17 protein-coding genes and 1 pseudogene are annotated in these 14,800 nt (G+C 68.5%); 7 read left to right on the top strand and 11 right to left on the bottom strand.

Annotated features, from left to right (window positions below):
* Positions 1-153: 153 nt before the first annotated feature.
* Together ACIOGX_RS26525 and ACIOGX_RS26520 are read left to right on the top strand one after the other, a co-directional pair.
* Positions 154-360, top strand: a pseudogene (locus ACIOGX_RS26525) (IS5/IS1182 family transposase); the annotation flags it as partial.
* A 98-nt stretch (positions 361-458) separates the two neighbouring features.
* Positions 459-1,205, top strand: coding sequence for a phosphotransferase family protein (locus ACIOGX_RS26520; RefSeq protein WP_401916818.1), 747 nt, complete (start codon positions 459-461; stop codon positions 1,203-1,205).
* Positions 1,206-1,231: 26 nt separating this feature from the next.
* On the opposite strand, the gene ACIOGX_RS26515 is transcribed toward ACIOGX_RS26520, so the two are convergent.
* Entirely contained in the window at positions 1,232-2,107 is an 876-nt protein-coding gene (locus ACIOGX_RS26515) for an NAD(P)-dependent oxidoreductase (protein ID WP_401916815.1), read from the bottom strand.
* A 121-nt stretch (positions 2,108-2,228) separates the two neighbouring features.
* On the opposite strand from ACIOGX_RS26515, the gene ACIOGX_RS26510 reads away from it, so the two are divergent.
* Complete coding sequence (locus tag ACIOGX_RS26510) at positions 2,229-2,606, top strand: helix-turn-helix domain-containing protein (RefSeq protein ID WP_356513681.1); 378 nt, start codon at positions 2,229-2,231, stop codon at positions 2,604-2,606.
* A gap of 72 nt (positions 2,607-2,678) precedes the next feature.
* On the opposite strand, the gene ACIOGX_RS26505 is transcribed toward ACIOGX_RS26510, so the two are convergent.
* Complete coding sequence (locus ACIOGX_RS26505) at positions 2,679-3,464, bottom strand: MBL fold metallo-hydrolase (RefSeq protein ID WP_401916811.1); 786 nt, start codon at positions 3,462-3,464, stop codon at positions 2,679-2,681.
* A gap of 38 nt (positions 3,465-3,502) precedes the next feature.
* A complete protein-coding gene (locus ACIOGX_RS26500; protein WP_401916809.1) occupies positions 3,503-4,048 on the bottom strand; it encodes an ester cyclase in 546 nt (181 codons plus the stop codon).
* Between the two features lie 218 nt (positions 4,049-4,266).
* Between ACIOGX_RS26500 and ACIOGX_RS26495 the strand changes: the two genes are divergently transcribed.
* Complete coding sequence (locus tag ACIOGX_RS26495; protein WP_401916806.1) at positions 4,267-5,079, top strand: TetR/AcrR family transcriptional regulator C-terminal domain-containing protein; 813 nt, start codon at positions 4,267-4,269, stop codon at positions 5,077-5,079.
* Positions 5,080-5,171: 92 nt separating this feature from the next.
* Here the strand turns inward: ACIOGX_RS26495 and ACIOGX_RS26490 are convergent, their stop codons facing one another.
* The 6 genes from ACIOGX_RS26490 to ACIOGX_RS26465 form a co-directional block, all read right to left on the bottom strand.
* Entirely contained in the window at positions 5,172-5,690 is a 519-nt protein-coding gene (locus ACIOGX_RS26490) for a GNAT family N-acetyltransferase (protein WP_401916803.1), read from the bottom strand.
* A 149-nt stretch (positions 5,691-5,839) separates the two neighbouring features.
* The gene (locus tag ACIOGX_RS26485) at positions 5,840-6,412 is read right to left on the bottom strand and encodes a YceI family protein (protein ID WP_401916800.1); all 573 of its coding nucleotides are present in this window, start codon (positions 6,410-6,412) and stop codon (positions 5,840-5,842) included.
* A 28-nt stretch (positions 6,413-6,440) separates the two neighbouring features.
* Positions 6,441-7,223, bottom strand: coding sequence for a class I SAM-dependent methyltransferase (locus ACIOGX_RS26480; RefSeq protein WP_401916797.1), 783 nt, complete (start codon positions 7,221-7,223; stop codon positions 6,441-6,443).
* A 210-nt stretch (positions 7,224-7,433) separates the two neighbouring features.
* Positions 7,434-8,198 (bottom strand): MerR family transcriptional regulator, encoded by a 765-nt coding sequence (locus tag ACIOGX_RS26475; RefSeq protein ID WP_401916794.1) that lies wholly within the window; start codon positions 8,196-8,198, stop codon positions 7,434-7,436.
* Positions 8,199-8,378: 180 nt separating this feature from the next.
* Positions 8,379-9,248 carry an alpha/beta fold hydrolase gene (locus ACIOGX_RS26470; protein WP_401916791.1) on the bottom strand — a complete coding sequence of 290 codons (870 nt, stop codon included), beginning with the start codon at positions 9,246-9,248 and terminating at the stop codon, positions 8,379-8,381.
* 118 nt (positions 9,249-9,366) lie between these two features.
* Positions 9,367-11,160 carry an MOSC domain-containing protein gene (locus ACIOGX_RS26465; RefSeq protein ID WP_401916788.1) on the bottom strand — a complete coding sequence of 598 codons (1,794 nt, stop codon included), beginning with the start codon at positions 11,158-11,160 and terminating at the stop codon, positions 9,367-9,369.
* A gap of 301 nt (positions 11,161-11,461) precedes the next feature.
* On the opposite strand from ACIOGX_RS26465, the gene ACIOGX_RS26460 reads away from it, so the two are divergent.
* Positions 11,462-11,638 carry a hypothetical protein gene (locus tag ACIOGX_RS26460; RefSeq protein WP_356513699.1) on the top strand — a complete coding sequence of 59 codons (177 nt, stop codon included), beginning with the start codon at positions 11,462-11,464 and terminating at the stop codon, positions 11,636-11,638.
* A 145-nt stretch (positions 11,639-11,783) separates the two neighbouring features.
* On the opposite strand, the gene ACIOGX_RS26455 is transcribed toward ACIOGX_RS26460, so the two are convergent.
* On the bottom strand, positions 11,784-12,497 hold the full coding sequence (locus ACIOGX_RS26455) for an SDR family oxidoreductase (protein WP_401916785.1): 714 nt from the start codon (positions 12,495-12,497) through the stop codon (positions 11,784-11,786).
* 121 nt (positions 12,498-12,618) lie between these two features.
* Positions 12,619-13,479 (bottom strand): DUF427 domain-containing protein, encoded by an 861-nt coding sequence (locus ACIOGX_RS26450; RefSeq protein ID WP_401916782.1) that lies wholly within the window; start codon positions 13,477-13,479, stop codon positions 12,619-12,621.
* Positions 13,480-13,663: 184 nt separating this feature from the next.
* On the opposite strand from ACIOGX_RS26450, the gene ACIOGX_RS26445 reads away from it, so the two are divergent.
* A complete protein-coding gene (locus tag ACIOGX_RS26445; RefSeq protein WP_356513705.1) occupies positions 13,664-14,266 on the top strand; it encodes an ABATE domain-containing protein in 603 nt (200 codons plus the stop codon).
* A 275-nt stretch (positions 14,267-14,541) separates the two neighbouring features.
* Positions 14,542-14,691 carry a hypothetical protein gene (locus tag ACIOGX_RS26440; protein WP_356513707.1) on the top strand — a complete coding sequence of 50 codons (150 nt, stop codon included), beginning with the start codon at positions 14,542-14,544 and terminating at the stop codon, positions 14,689-14,691.
* Positions 14,692-14,800: the final 109 nt, after the last annotated feature.

Here is a 14,800-nt window from a genome sequence, read left to right as displayed (position 1 = left end):
AGACAAGGGGGGTCCGCATGCATGAGTACAGGCACTCATGACACCCACGCACACCCATGACGTGCGCGCGTTGCGGCCCGTGAGGGTGAGGGGGCGGCGAGGGCCCGGCCCGGGGCGGGCGGCGCCGGGCTTCGCCCGACCTGCTGCCCCGACTCTCCGGCCCAGGCCACCCAACGTCGGCACGTAGAGCACACGCACGCCTGGCAGAACGCGTTCCACCGCCGGGTACGCCGCTATGCACACCGCACCAGCGTCATCAACGCCTTCTTCGACTTCGCCGATGCCATCATCGCCCTACGCAGTCGCATCCGCCGCGCCGTGACCACTCACCACCGGCACGACCGCCCCACCAGACGACCATGTCCCACGCCCGTCCCCGCGAGTTCTCAGGTCAGCCGCGCGTGCGCACGCGATAATCCCGGCGACGCGGACGGTCGTCCCCGGGATACTGGTCGCCCATGGATGAGGTCACAGTCGTTGTCGCCCATTCCGAGCGCGCGACCCTGCGCGTCGGCGATGTGTTCCTGAAGGTGGACGCCGATCAGGCGCGCATCGACGTCGAGGTCGAGGCGATGGCCCTGGCGCCGGTCCCGACCCCGGAGGTCCTGTGGCGCAAGCCGCCCGTGCTCGCGATCGCCGCGGTCCCGGGGGTGACGCTTGGGCGCCTCGGCGGGCCGTCGACCGGGTCGTCGGCGGCGTGGGCCGCGGCGGGCGCCGCCATCCGGAAGCTGCACGACGCGCCGCTGCCGCCCCGCTCCGGCGGGGCCGGCCGGAGCATCGTCGCACTGGCGGCGGAACTCGACGACGAGTGCGAGTTGCTCGTGACGAACGGCCTGCTGCCCGCCGACCTGGTCACCCGCAACCGCCAGGTCGCCGAGGCCGCGCTCCGGCCGTGGACTCCGGCGTTCACGCACGGCGACCTGCAGATCGCGCACGTCTTCGTCGACGGCGACGAGGTCACGGGCATCATCGACTGGTCCGAGGCGGGCCAGGGTGATGCCCTGTACGACCTCGCCACCTTCACGCTCGGACACGAGGAGCATCTCGACGACGTCGTCGCCGGCTATGGCACCGACGTCGACCTCGACGTGATCCACGCGTGGTGGTCATTGCGAAGCCTGCTGGCGGTTCGCTGGCTGACCGGGCACGGCTTCGACCCGTTCGCGCCGGGTTGTGAGGTCGACGTGCTGAGATCCCGGATGTGAGGCCGAGCGGGGTCCGTGAGGAGTGGTCAGCCCGGTTGCCTGATGCTCTCGATGATTCGGGCGAAGCCTTCCTCTCCATGGCCCGCATCGATCTGGCGTTGGACGAGCCGCTGGACCATGGCGACCACCTCGGTGCTGATGCCCTGGTCGGAACTGGCGGCCAGGAGGTCACCGAGGTTGGAGAAGTGGAGGCTCTGTTGCCCTTCGACGGTGTAGTCGCCGCCGTCGATGACCGCGGCGAATTCCTGGAAGGAGCCGGTCATGGCGGTCAGCCACGGTATGGCCTTGGCAGCGAACTCGCCCGCCGTCACGCCGGCCGGCGCGACCATGGCGGCGCCGTGCATGAATCCGGCGAACATGACGTACATGCCCGCGAGCAGGGCGAGATCGTACAGGGACGCCAGCCCGGCATCCTCACCGAAATAGGTACTGGTTCCCCACAGGTCGAGCAGCGGCTTGTACTGATGGAAGGCATCGGCCGAACCGCTGTAGAGGATCGACGCCCCAGGCTGGCCGATCATGTGCGGTACGGCCATGATGCCGCCGTCCAGATACACGATCCCGGCGCGGGCGGCCCAGCGGGCCAACTCCCGTGACTGATCGGGGGAGGTCGTGGTCACGTTGACCAGGATTCGTCCGGCCAGCTCATCGGAGAGCGGATCGAGCACCTCATGGACCGACGCGTGGTCCAGCAGACATACGATCACCAATCGGCCGGCCCGGACCGCGTCACCGGCCGTGTCGGCGGTCTTGGCGCCCTGCGCGACGAGATCGTCCGCCTTCCCCGGTGAGCGGTTCCAGCATGTGGTCGCGTATCCGGCCTTCACCAGGGCGCCCGCGAGAGCGCTGCCCATGGCCCCCAGCCCGAGAACACTCACCTGGACGCTGTTGTCAGTTGTCATTTCTTGGCGCTCTCCCTCGTGTCTGTCCTTCGGCTCGATCCTCTCCGCAGCCAGTAGAGTTGACCAGTACGGACTAATTAGTCGGGTACTCACCCGTGAGTAAGTACCTCTTGGGGGGCGGATGGCAAAGTCAGCGCGACGTGGTCCCTATTTCTGTGGCATCGACGCGGCGATGGACGTCGTCGCCGGCAAGTGGAAGTCGCTCATCCTCTGGGAGCTGCACCACTACGGGACCCGCCGGTTCGCCGAGCTTCGACGCGGTCTGCCGGGTGTCAGCGAGAAGATGCTGATTCAACATCTGCGGGAGATGGAAGAGGACGGGCTCGTGCATCGTGAGGTGTACCGCGAGGTGCCACCGAAGGTCGAGTACTCCTTGACGGAGCACGGTGTCTCGCTCAACGCCGCCCTTGCCTCCTTGGGAGAATGGGGCACCGAACGCATACGGCGGATCGGGGCCGAAAAGGTCTTCGGCGATGTTGCCGCGACAGCTCGGCCATAGAAGCGGATGGCTCGTGGTCCGGAAAGCACGGTGACCCGCGGCCCCGGCCTCGCCGGGTGCTTCCGTACGAGGTCAGCCGTCGGCGCGCATCGTGGCGTAGAGGGTCGGGTCGTGGGCGCAGATGATGGCCAGGCCGGGGTCCGCGCGCTGATGCAGCTCCGCGAGGCGGGCGTGGTTGTCCCGGACCTTTCTCAGGTCGAACGCGACCAGGTTTTCCATGGCGCGCAGGGCCGCGGGTACGGGGGAGCGGCCGTCGATGGTGCCGGGGTGGTAGAAGGCGTCGCCCGCGTGGAGGAGCCAGCGGGTGCCGGTGTCGACCGCGAAGCAGGCGTGTCCGCGGGTGTGGCCGGGGAGGGAGATCAGGACGATACCGGGGGCGATGTCCACGAGTTCCTCGGCCGCGGGGAAGCCTTGCCAGGGTTCGCCGCGCGGGCTGTGCTCGACGATCTTCGGGTGGTGCGCCCATTGGGCCGAGCGGTAGCGGATCCTCTCGCGCCGCGAGGGCGAGATCATCGACCCGAGTCTTTCGGCCGCCGTGACATGGACGGTGGCGTGCGGGAAGTCCGACAGGCCGCCGATGTGGTCGGCGTCGAAGTGGGTGATGAGGATGTCGCGTACGTCTTCCCGGCGGAAGCCGAGTCCCTCGACCTGGCGGACGGCGGTTTCCTCCGGGGCGAACGCGGGTCTGACGATGTGGCGGGCCGGGCCAACGCGCCGCGCGGGTTCGGCGATGTCGTCGAGTCCGTAGCCGGTGTCCACGAGAACGAGGCCGGTGCCGGTCTCGATGAGCAGCACGTGACAGACCAGGTGGCTGGTGAGGTACCGCATGGTTCCGCAGTTGAGGTGGTGGACCTTCACGGGCGGGGTTCCTTGGGGGTGGGGACCGCGGGGCCGACTCAGCCGGCGAGGGCGGCAGGCGCGGTGTTCACGAGGGAGGGGTGGGGCTCGCCGCCGGACATCTTCAGAAGGCCCTTGACGCAGCGCGCGGCCAGAATCCAGTTCCTGGGGTTCTTCATGTTCAGGCCGCCGATGAGCTGCCGGAGCATGGTGAGGGTGTCGAAGTAGACGCGCTCGCAGACCAGTTGCTCGTGTTCGTCGAAGATGAAGTACGCCGTCATACGCACCCGGAAGCGGCTGCCCGTGGGCGGAACGGCGCCGAGGGGGCCACGGTGGGTGCCGAGCAGCCAGAACTCGACGATCACGGCGTCGTCGCTGTGGCGCAGGGCGATGATCTCGTGATCCTGGTCGGGGAAGGCGACGCGGGTGTCGTGGTAGTAACCGCGGACGGCACGGTCGCCGTCATGAACGGTCATCGTGGAGATCAGCTCGTAGTGGGGATGCGGGAACGTCGACAGGACGTCGTCCCACTCCTGGCGGACCTCGTCGTGAAAGTGATCGAGGACGAGCTTCTGACGCGCCGCGCGCACTTCTTCGGTGATCATGATCGTTCCGGCTTCTGCTCGGCCATGCTGTGGGGGTGGGGGAAGGAGCCCCGGGTCGGTTCGGGACCGGTCGCCGGAGGGCTTGTGCGGGTTCCAACTGACGTGCGGTGCACGTCTTTTCGTTCGGGACCGTGACGCTAGACTTGCGCCGCAAGTGATGTCAAGTACATGGCGAGTTCTTGTGGCCGGAAGCCGCCGCGAGCGAGGGAGGACCACGGATGACGGTTCGAGGCACCGGCCGGGGCAGGCGACTCGGTCTGACGCGGGACAAGGTGATCGACGCGGCCGTGACGATGATCGACCGTGACGGACCCGACTCCTTCTCCCTGAGGAAACTGGCCGCCGAACTCGATATCGAGAACATGTCGCTCTACAGCCACGTGCCCAACAAGGACGCCTTGCTGGACGGTGTGGCCGAGGTACTGCTCGCCCGGATCGAATTCCCCCGCACCGACAGCGACCCCGACACCGACCCCGGCCCCGACAGTGATCCCGACACCGGCAGCAGCACTGACACCGGCGGCGGCGATGTCAATGGCGCCTGGCAGGACCGTATCCGGGCACATGCCGCCGCGTTCCGCGCCGCCGCCCAGCGCCACCCCAAGGCATTCCCTCTGGTACTGACCAGGCCGACCCAGTCGCCCGCAGCCCTCGAAGCCATCGGTTCAACCCTGGCCACCATCACCGGACTCGGCCTCTCGCCCGAGGAGATGGTCCACGTACTGCGCAGCTATACCGCCTTCATCGTCGGCACGCTCATGCGCGAGCTGGGTTACGCCCTCCACCTGGGCACCACGGATCCGGACGAGATCCAGCAGCGCGTCGACGCCATCACGAGCACGGGCGCCCCTCTCCTCGCCGACGTCGCGCCCTACCTCGCCACGAGCGATCACGATGTCGAGTTCCACTACGGGCTGGAGCTTCTGATCGCGGGACTGGCGGCGCGGACCGGGCTGCCCTACGACGGTGGCCCTTCAAAGCCCCGGCCGCCGGCCGGCCTCGGCGGAGACTCCGCCGCGCCGTCGTCCTGACGGCATCGCTCCGACGGCAGGTCACGTGTGCGCTTCGGCCTGCGGACCAAGCCCCTGTCACCACGGCACGGAACCTGTCAACCCGGAGCCGATCAGGGGCGGTTCACATCGGCACGCGTGCCGGAGAGATCCTCAAGGCTTCGACGATACGTCAGGCCGGGGCGACCCGAGAGCCGCGTCTCGCCGGTGACGGTGAACCCCGTGCGGGCCAGCACCGCTCGGGACGCCGCGTTGTCGAGGGTGGTGGCGGCCCGCAGGGAGGTCAACCCGTACCTGTCGGCGGCAAGGCCGCACACCGCCCGCACGGCCGAGGTGGCCAGCCCCCGACCCGCGGCCCGCTCCGCGATCCGGTACCCGAGCTCGGCGGCACCATCCGCCACGTCCACCAGGTTGACCCGCCCCAGCACTTCGCCCGCAGCGCCGATCAGCAGGTGGAAATAGCAGACCCCGGCCTCCTGCTCGGCGAGCAGGCCGCGGTGTCGCTCATCGAACCGGGTGAAGTACTCCTCGCCTCGATCAGGAATGGACGCTGCGAAGTAGGCCCGGTTCTCCCGCTCGAAGGCGAGGAGCGCCGGGGCATGATCGGGACGAAGCAGCTGCGGCTCAGACACGGAGGGACTGTATAAACGCAGCTGTTCGCACGCCACACGATTATGACGACGCACCGGCCCTGGCGAGGAACCCTCGCGGCTGATGAGCACGCGGAAGAGATGCCGACCACCCCTCCGCCCGCACTGAGCGGCCGTCGTCGTGGCCGCGCTCAGACGGCCGTTTCGTCGGCTTCGAGCACGGCTTCGATGTCCACCACGACGTCGACCATGGCGCTGACGACCACTCCGCCCCGGTCGACCACGTCGTTCCAGCTCACATTGAAGTCATGGCGATTGACGCGGGTGGTTGCGAGGAAACCGGCGCGGCGCCTCGGGCCGAGGTCGCGGCCGGCCTCCCACCACGGGGTGTCCCACTGTCCCAAATAGCTGACGTCGAAGGTGACGGAGCGCCTCACCCCACGTACGGTGAGATCTCCGGTGATCTCGAACTCGGTCGCACTCACCTGACGCACGCTCGACCCGGCGAATGTCCACGTCGGATGGTGCTCGACATCGAAGAAGTCGGCACTGCGCAAGTGGGCGTCCCGCTCGGGCTGACCGGTGTACACCTGGGTCGCGTCGATCGTCGCCTCGACGCGGGCCTTCTCCGGCTCGTCGGGATCGACCTCCAGCAAGCCGTGCACGTTCTTGAGCTGCCCGCGCACGTAGGTGATCATCATGTGCCTGGCGCGGAACTCCGCACCGGTATGGCTGGGCTCGAAGAACCATCTGGTCGTGGCCATGGCGGCTCCCTGGCACTGTTGGCCCCCTTCAGCCAGGATAGGACGAAAGGGCGCCATCGGCCCCCGGACGTCGCGGGCCACCGGCCCCCGGACGTCGCGCGACGAAGACGAACTCCCGGCCCGGCCGGTCGGGCGCGTCGCGAACGTCCTCCACCACATAGCCGTGAGCGGTCAGGTCCCTCTCCACTTCCTGTCGCTCACGGAAGCGCAGCGTCGAATCCGACGTCAGCACCTGGCCGTCCTCGGCGAACACGTAAGTCCCACGGAATGTCACCAGCGGCCGGCGCATCTCGATCAGCTCGATCCAGCTCTCGACGGCGCCGAATCCTGGAATCTCCGTCACGCGGTAAGAGCTCCGGCTGTTCCACTCCTCCCAGGCGCGTCGCGCCGGATCCCGGGTCTCGAACACGAGGTGCCCGCCGGGCCGCAGCGCGTCGTAGGCTCCCCGCAGCGTCTTCCGCCAGGTCGGCGGATCGACGATGGCCTGGGCGACGTTCGCCGTCATCGTCGCGAGGTCAACCCGTAGAGACGGAAGGGCTGTCGCGTCACCGCAGATCCAACGGGCTCGCTCGCTGCCCGGTTTGGCCCGCGCGACATCGATGGACGCCCGGGCGGGATCGACGCCGACGACCTCGATCCCGCGATCGGCCAGGAGGAGGGCGAACACCCCTGTCCCGCAACCGATGTCCAGCACTCGGCGCGCCCCGAACTCGTCCGCGATCCGCACATATGCGTCGAGATCACCGCGGGCGGGGTCGAGCGGGTCATAGATCGCGGCGAGCCGTGGATCCCCGAAGCACTCGTCAGCCATGCCATCGAACGTATGCGGAGCCGGTCCCGGTGACTATTGAGTTTCGGCGTGCCACCGGCCACGGGCACCCCACCGCAGAGCCCTGTACGACGCCGACCACGGCGTGAGGGCGAACACCACTGCCTGGGCGCGGACGTTCGCCGGGTGACGGCGGCCCGCGGGTAGGCCGTCGTCACCCGGCGGGTTGTTCGTCACCGGTACCGGTTCTGGCTACTGGCTCAGCCGGGCATCGGCGTAGGCGGCCATGGCGTCGCGCTGGTACACGGCCAGGCCCGGCGTGACCCGCTCGTAGGTCACCGTGAACCGCTCGTCGTCGACATACATCTGGCCGAGGTTCCGGTAGGCCGCCGCGTCGGGGGTCCAGAAGTTGCAGAGCCAGCGGTACTGCCGGTCGACCTCGTCCAGAACGGCCGGGTCGTCCGCCGGGACACCGGCGACCAGGAACTCGGCCATCCGGATCATCGCCGCCGTCCCCTCCTTCTGTAGCCGTTCGGTGTCCTCCGGTGTCAGCGTCGCGGCGAACTCCTGGGCCTTGTCGTAGTTCCGCGGCCAGCGTTCGCGCGCCTCGGCGTCGTACTGCGTGGAGTCGAAACCCTCGAACAGGTTCTCGGCACGGTTGATGGCGGCCATGGAAGGCCCTCCTTGCGTCGTTTCGAGCTCGGAGACGGTGCGCGTGACCGTCGCGATGACCGCGCCGAGCCGGTCCTGCTCGACGAGCAGCCGCTTGAGGTGACCACGCAACGCCTCGACCGGGTCGGTCTGCCGGTCGAGGACCTCGGCGATCCGCGGCAGCCCGAGGTCGAGTCTGCGCAGGATCAGGATCTGCTGCAGCCGCAGCAGTTGGTCCACCTCGTAGTAGCGGTAGCCGTTCGCCCCGACGTGGTCGGGGGTGAGCAGGCCGATCTCGTCGTAGTGCCGCAGGGTCCGCGAGGTGACCCCGGACATCCGGGCGACTTCTGCGATCGACCAGGTCATAGCGCGTTCCGTCCCGCTCTCGTGGCCGGTCTCTCCGGCCCGTGTCTTCGACGGTAGAAGTTGACGCTGCGGAAAGGTCAAGCCGGTGGCGCCCAGGATCTTCCGGCAGCTGGGACCCCCGGCCCCGGTCCGGCGCCGCACGTGTTCCGGACCCGCTGCCTCGTGTCCGACACCTGCGGGTCAGGAGATGACGCGGGCGAGGAACGTGCGGATACGGTCGGTGATCTCCCCCAGATGGCTTTCCAGGGCGAAGTGCCCGGACTCCAGCAGGTGGATCTCCGCCTCCGGCAGGTCGCGCAGGAAGGCGTGGGCTCCGTCGGGACCGAAGATCTCGTCGTTGGCTCCCCAGACGGCCAGCAGCGGCACCTGGCTGTCGCGGAAGTACTGCTGCAACGGGGGGTAGAGAGCGACGTTGGACGGATAGTCGCGGAACAGCGCGAGCTGAATGGCGTCGTTGCCCGGTCGGTCGAGCAGCGATTGGTCGATGGTCCAGGTGTCCGGGCTGACGAGGCTCGGATCCGCTACCCCGTTCAGGTACTGCCAGCGGGTCAGTTCGAGGGTCAGGACACCGCGGAGGGGGGCTTCGGTCTCGGGCGTCGGGTTCTCGGCGTAGGCGAACAGCCCGTCCCAGAACGTCTTGACGAACCCGTCGGTGTAGGCGTTGCCGCTCTGCGTGATGATCGCCGTGATGCTCCCCGGAGACCGCGTGGCGAGCCGCCAGGCGACGGGCGCCCCATAGTCGTGCACGTAGACCGCGAACCGGTCGACACCGAGCTGCTCCAGCAGCCCGGCGGTCACGTCGGTGAGCGTGTCGAAGGTGTAGTCGAACTCGTCGACCGCCGGCATGGCCGACTGCCCGAATCCGATCATGTCGGGCGCGATGACGCGGTAGGTGTCGGCGAGGGCGGGAATCAGATCGCGGAACATGTGCGAGCTGGCAGGGAAGCCGTGCAGCAGGACGAGTGCCGGTGCCCGCGGGTCTCCGGCCTCCCGGTAGAAGACATCCATGCCGTTGACGGTGGTGGTGCGGTGATGCACAACGCTGTTCATTCCAACCTCCAGGATTGCTGTGAACGGTTCGTGGCTGTTCGCGGTCCGGTGATCCGGTGATCCGGTGGTCCGGCCCGACTCGGTCCGGCTGGGTCCGGCTGGGTCCGGGCCCGTCACCTCACAGGTCGAGAAGCACATCGGTGGTGGGGATGCTGCAACACGGCAGCACTTCACCCGGCTCGGGATCCTCCAGGGGTTGCGTCGTGTACTGGACCTGGCCGGTGAGCAGGGGAGTGGTGCACGTGTGGCACACCCCGGTACGGCAGGACCAGCGCGTCGGGATGTCGCATCCCTCCGCCAGCTCCAGCAGCGTCGCGTACTGGTCCGACCAGTGGGTGGACAGTCCACTGCGGGCGAAGGTGACGGAGGGCCCCGTGCCTTGGGGTCCGGGCGGCTGATGAGGACGTCCGGCGGCGCCCGGCGAGGTGACGCCGGGGTTGATGGCGGTCAGCGCTCCGAAGACTTCGGTGTGGATGTTCGAGCCGCTCAGCCCCGCCAGCTGGAGAGCGGAGGTCACGTCCGACATGAAGCCCGTGGGACCGCACAGGTAGGCGTGCGCGTCGGTGGGCACGCCCAGTTCCCGGACGGCTCCGCTGGTCATGCGTCCGTGGATGACACACGGCCCCCCGGTGGCCCCGGGATCCGGGACGGTGTGATGCGGGACCGTGTGATCCGGGACGGCGTGATCCGAGACGGTGTCATCCGGGGCGGTGTAGTAGATGAAGGAACGGGCGTGGGGCAGCCGTGCGACCAGTCGCCGGGCTTCCTCCGCGAAGGCGTGCTGTCCGGGGTCGTGGGCGGTGTGCACCCACCACACGGCACGGGGGCTGTGTTCGCGGGCCAGTTGATGCAGCATCGCCAGAACGGGGGTGACGCCGATGCCCGCCGAGAACAGCGCCACGGGTGTGCGTTCATCGGCCAGCACGAACGCCCCGCGCGGGGCGGCCGCTTCGATGACATCGCCTCTGTTCAGATGAGTGTGGAGGTACGTGCTCGCCGCGCCGCGTTCCTCGCGTTTGACGCTGATCCGGTACTCGGTGGCATCGGGAGCGGAGGACAGCGAATACGAACGCACCAGAGCGGGTTGGCCCTCTCTCGGGATCCGCAGGCTCAGATACTGGCCGGGCATGGCGGTGGGCAGCGGCTGGGAGTCCGCGGACCGCAGGTAGAACGAGGAGACCACCGGGGTCTCGTGGACGACCTGGCTCACGCGCAGCCGCTTGAAGCCCCTCCACCCCGGTGCGACGGGCGCGGGTCCGGGCGGCTGGTCGAGCCGACGGCTCATCTCCCGGAAGGACTGCTGCCATCCGGGGCTGAGCGCCTCGATGTTCAGGGCGGCACGCAGCTTGTCCGGATCGGCCCCCGGGAGGTAGAGAAGGGCATCGATGTCGGCGACGCTGAGCGCTCCCTTGCCGGTGCGGGTCCTGGTGATCGGGTCTCCCGCCCGGACCTCGCCCTCGGTGATGACACGGAGGTAGAAGCCGGGGCGGTGGTGGGCGACCAGCAGGGAGGCCATGCGTGGTTCGTTGAGCCGCATGCCGACCCGGTAACAGGTGACACGTGGCTGGGTGACCTCGAATTCGGCTCCGCCGATGAGGTATCGGTCGCCGATGCACACCTCGTCGTCCGCGAGCCCGTCGACGGTGAAGTTCTCCCCGAACTGGCCGAAGTCGAGATCGTCACGCTCAAGAACCTTGCGCCAGTACGCGTAGGACTGCGTCTGGTAGACGAGGACGGCCCTCTGCTCCCCGCCGTGGCCCTGAAGGTCGCCCTGGCCGTCTCCGTCGATATTGAGGCGGCGCACCATCCGAGGGCCGCCGACGGGATACTTCCACGCTCCCGTGTGCACCGTTCTGCCCTGCCAGGGCACGTCCGTCGGCAGTCCCACGTTGACTGACAGCAGGGTCGCCATGTCATCCTCCCAGCGCGGTACCGCCGCACGGTGAAGCTGGTCGCCTGATGTTGCTCGAATCGATCGGACATCTTGGCCCGGTCGGATGTCCTGCCCCGCGTTGACCGGACGTCCCGGCCGAGAGGAGGCCGCCGTCCACCAGATCATCAAGTTTAGTGGTCCGGCTGATCAGCGCCCGGCTTCCCATCCGAACCGGGGATGACCGGGAACCTTGGATGCCCCGGGCTCCGTGCGTCGCGCCGTCCGGGGCCGTCCTTCGCCACGAGAGGCAGAGAAACTCACCGAAAGGTACAAAGGTTATGTGAGTAAGAATCCCGAAACCCCTCGCAGCATGGACGAGTGGGCCGACCGGATCCGGACGGTCTCGTCGGCGGACGACCCCCAGGCCGCCCGTAAGCTGGCCGGCGACATCTACCGTGCCGCGCAGCAGGACCTCGATACCGAGCGCGCCCGCGCCGAGCTCGAACGCGAGGAATAGCCTGTCCGCCTCCGGCACCGGCGATCCCGCCGTGGCCCGGGGCGCGGGTACGTCCTGGCTTCGCGCACTGCCGCGACGGCCCGGGACTCCGGTGAGAGCCCCGACCCCGCCGGGAACAGGACCCGGCGGAACAGGACCCGGCCGCTCACACAAGCGGCTGCCCTCCGTCGACCGCCAGGCTGACGCCCGTCATGAACGTGTTGGTCATGGCGAAGACCACGGCCTGGGCGATGTCCTCGGGCGTGCCGATCCGGCGTGCGGGGTTGGCCGCGGACAGCTTCTCCAGGAAGGCGTCCTTCTTCCCGCCCAGCCCGTCCCACGCTCCGGTGTCGACGGTCCCCGGGGAGATGGCGTTCACCCGCAGTGGGGCCAGTTCCACGGCCAGTGAACGGATCACCACGTTCACCGAGCCGTTCGTCGCCGCCACCCCGAGATACCCGGGATCCGGCTCAAGAGCGGCCACCCCGGAGAAGAACACGAGCGACCCTGTCCGCGGCATCCTGGGCGCGAAGTGCTTGGCCAGCATGATCGGACCCACGACCTTCGTGTGGAAGGACAGCAGGATCGCCTCCGGGCTCAACTCCCCGAGGGCGCCGCGGGCCCTCGCCGACGCGGTGGACACCACGTGATGGACGCTGCCCACGTCGTCGGCCAGATCCGCGATCGCGCCCTCGTCCGTAAGGTCGACACCCTTCACGGACACGGACGTGCCCTTGTACGCGGCCTCAAGTGCCTCGCGGTTACGTCCTGCGGCGACCACCTGGGCCCCCTCGGCCGCCGCCGCGCCGACAATCGCCCGCGCGATACCGCTCCCGCGCCCGACCACAAGGACCCTCTCGCCCTGCAGAGAACCAGTCATCATGCGCTCCTTCGCTTGATCCGTCCGACGCCGGGGCCCACCACCGGGCGGCCCCGCCGCCGTTCATGGCCCATTCGGTTTCAGCGGTGAGGACCTCTTCTTCAGGGTGAGGACCTCTTCTTCAGCGGGTGAGGACCTCTTCGGTTCCCAGACTCCGGTCGGCCCCGTGGGGCACCACCTGCTGACCCGGCTCGAGGCGCAGCCGCTCACCGTCGAGGTGGACCTCGACCTTGTCGGGCTCGAACGAGACCAGGTCGCCGACCCGCCCGACCTCGGCGTAGGCATCGCGGTACGACCACGCCGCCCGCCTGGACTCACCGATGTCGTAGTAATCGGCCAGTCCCTTGTAGGGGCAGAACGTCCGGCCCTCGACCGGGGTCAGCTCCTTCTCCCGGATGTCCTCGCGCGGCACGTACCACCGCGGTGCGAACCCCGATTCGTACAGCACCACGGGCCGGGTGGTCCGCGCGATCAGTGTGTCCCCCGAGCGCACCTCCATGGTGCGGGACGTGTCGCGGATGTCGATGCGGTGGTACGGGTCCGCCGCGTGCCCGAGGATCCGCTCGTCCTCCTCGTAGAAGGCGTCCATGGCCGGCCACGCGAAGGCGGCACGCCCCTCCAACTCGCCGGCGTACGCGGGCAGCGCCGTGAACTGCCACGCCGCGCGTTCAGCGCGATGGCCCGCGGCGTTCGCCGTGAACCAGGACGTCTCGCCGAGCTCACGGTGCCGGGTGGTGTGCCCGTCGGCCACCAGCACGCCGGGACGCACCGACGACAGCGAGAAGTAGGCGACCGGATACCGTCCCGGCTCGTGCAGTACGACGACGTCCTCGCTGTCCGCGATCCACTCCCCGCCGAATCTCACCCTCATGCGGCGGCGCAGCCGCTCCGCGAAGAGCAGCCTCTCCGGCAGGGGCTCGGGGGTGAGGAACCTCCCGAGCGCCGTGGGGGAGTGCGGTCCCTGTTGCCATGCGAGTCCCATGACCGGTTCCTTTCATCGGAGGCCCCTACTACGGGCTCGCGATTAACGGATAAATCAACCGTAGAACCATTAGGCGCGCCTCGCAAGGACAGGCATCCGAACCCGTTCTCACTCAGGGTGCCCGAGTCTGCACTCCTGGTATCCTTTCGGGGGTTCATGGATGGCTAATGGATACAGTGGCAACGTGAGCATTCGAGTGGGTGTAGAGGAGCTACAGGGCGCGGGGTTCCCCATGGGCGGCGAACCACTCGTCGCGCTGGACCTGGCCGACACATTGATGACGGTCACGGAACCGGCCACGGACCTCATCGGCACCCCGGACGCCTTCGCGACCTGGTGGGCGCTGCAATCCGGAAGCCTGCCGCCCGGCCCAGTTCCCGACGCCGCGGCCACACGCCGGCTGCGCACCGCGATCCGCGACGTCCTGGACGCCCGTCTGGAAGCCCGCGACGCCCGGCCCCATTCGGTGGACGATCTCAACGCCGCCGCGTCCGCGGCTCCCATGAGCCCTCGGCTGGTCGTGACGGCGGACGGCATCCACCGCGAGGAGCGCTGGCACACCGAATACGGCGGGAACGCGGCGCTGGCCGCCATCGCCGCGGAGGCCATCGGGCTGCTCGCCGACCCCGAACGGCTCCGGCTCCTGCGCCGCTGCGCCAATCCGGCCTGCTCGATGCTCTTCCTCGCCGAGAACAAGCGGCGCAAGTGGTGCACCAGCAACATCTGCGGCAACCGCGCGCGGGTCGCCCGCCACTATGAACGCACACACGCCGACCGGTCCGTATAGGCAGGCTTTGCCGCCACCGGCGGGGCCCCACCCATGACGGATTGGAAAGCGATGTCGGTCCCGGCTGATAGAAGTCTCCGAAGTCTCCGCAGTGGAGTTTCCCCGGCCGAGGAGTCGTCGTATGAGCGAGCTACTTGTCAGCAGGACACACATCGACGCGCTGCTGACAGCAGCTCTCAGATGGAGCGAATCGTATGAGTCGTGGCACCAACTGACCGTATCCGGGGAGACATCCACGCTCGACGCCCCCGACAGCTGGACCACGGTCGTGGTGAATGCGGAGAGCGTCGGGCACCCTTCTCTACCACTTCATGATGAAGCTGCGGGACATGGCCATTTCCCGGCTTCCTGACATCAACAGGGTGCCCTGGGGGCCGGATGACCGCGACATCTTCCTGAAGTGGGCGGCCCGCACACCTCGTTGACGTACGCGGCGAAGCCACGGAATCCGCGACCGCCGGGACGTCATCGTCGTTGGCGCCGAAGTGCGCGCACGCTCAGAACCGTTGGTCAGATGTGTTCGCCGTGTCCTGC

Origin of the sequence: Streptomyces sp. NPDC088147 (assembly GCF_044741565.1) — a bacterium.
GTDB lineage: Bacteria > Actinomycetota > Actinomycetes > Streptomycetales > Streptomycetaceae > Streptomyces.
The sequence above is the reverse complement of the archived record's forward strand: the minus strand, read 5'-3'. Positions and strand labels throughout refer to the sequence as shown.

Excerpts from the sequence above, each read along its gene's own strand:
- ACIOGX_RS26500 (WP_401916809.1), bottom strand. The coding sequence starts at position 4,048 with ATGATCACCGAAGAAGTGCGCGCGGCGCGTCAGAAGCTCGTCCTCGAT.
- ACIOGX_RS26480 (WP_401916797.1), bottom strand. The coding sequence starts at position 7,223 with ATGGCTGACGAGTGCTTCGGGGATCCACGGCTCGCCGCGATCTATGAC.
- ACIOGX_RS26440 (WP_356513707.1), top strand. The coding sequence starts at position 14,542 with ATGCGGAGAGCGTCGGGCACCCTTCTCTACCACTTCATGATGAAGCTG.
- ACIOGX_RS26470 (WP_401916791.1), bottom strand. The coding sequence starts at position 9,248 with ATGAACAGCGTTGTGCATCACCGCACCACCACCGTCAACGGCATGGAT.
- ACIOGX_RS26495 (WP_401916806.1), top strand. The coding sequence starts at position 4,267 with ATGACGGTTCGAGGCACCGGCCGGGGCAGGCGACTCGGTCTGACGCGG.
- ACIOGX_RS26510 (WP_356513681.1), top strand. The coding sequence starts at position 2,229 with ATGGCAAAGTCAGCGCGACGTGGTCCCTATTTCTGTGGCATCGACGCG.
- ACIOGX_RS26485 (WP_401916800.1), bottom strand. The coding sequence starts at position 6,412 with ATGGCCACGACCAGATGGTTCTTCGAGCCCAGCCATACCGGTGCGGAG.
- ACIOGX_RS26475 (WP_401916794.1), bottom strand. The coding sequence starts at position 8,198 with ATGACCTGGTCGATCGCAGAAGTCGCCCGGATGTCCGGGGTCACCTCG.
- ACIOGX_RS26520 (WP_401916818.1), top strand. The coding sequence starts at position 459 with ATGGATGAGGTCACAGTCGTTGTCGCCCATTCCGAGCGCGCGACCCTG.
- ACIOGX_RS26455 (WP_401916785.1), bottom strand. The coding sequence starts at position 12,497 with ATGACTGGTTCTCTGCAGGGCGAGAGGGTCCTTGTGGTCGGGCGCGGG.
- ACIOGX_RS26515 (WP_401916815.1), bottom strand. The coding sequence starts at position 2,107 with ATGACAACTGACAACAGCGTCCAGGTGAGTGTTCTCGGGCTGGGGGCC.
- ACIOGX_RS26450 (WP_401916782.1), bottom strand. The coding sequence starts at position 13,479 with ATGGGACTCGCATGGCAACAGGGACCGCACTCCCCCACGGCGCTCGGG.
- ACIOGX_RS26465 (WP_401916788.1), bottom strand. The coding sequence starts at position 11,160 with ATGGCGACCCTGCTGTCAGTCAACGTGGGACTGCCGACGGACGTGCCC.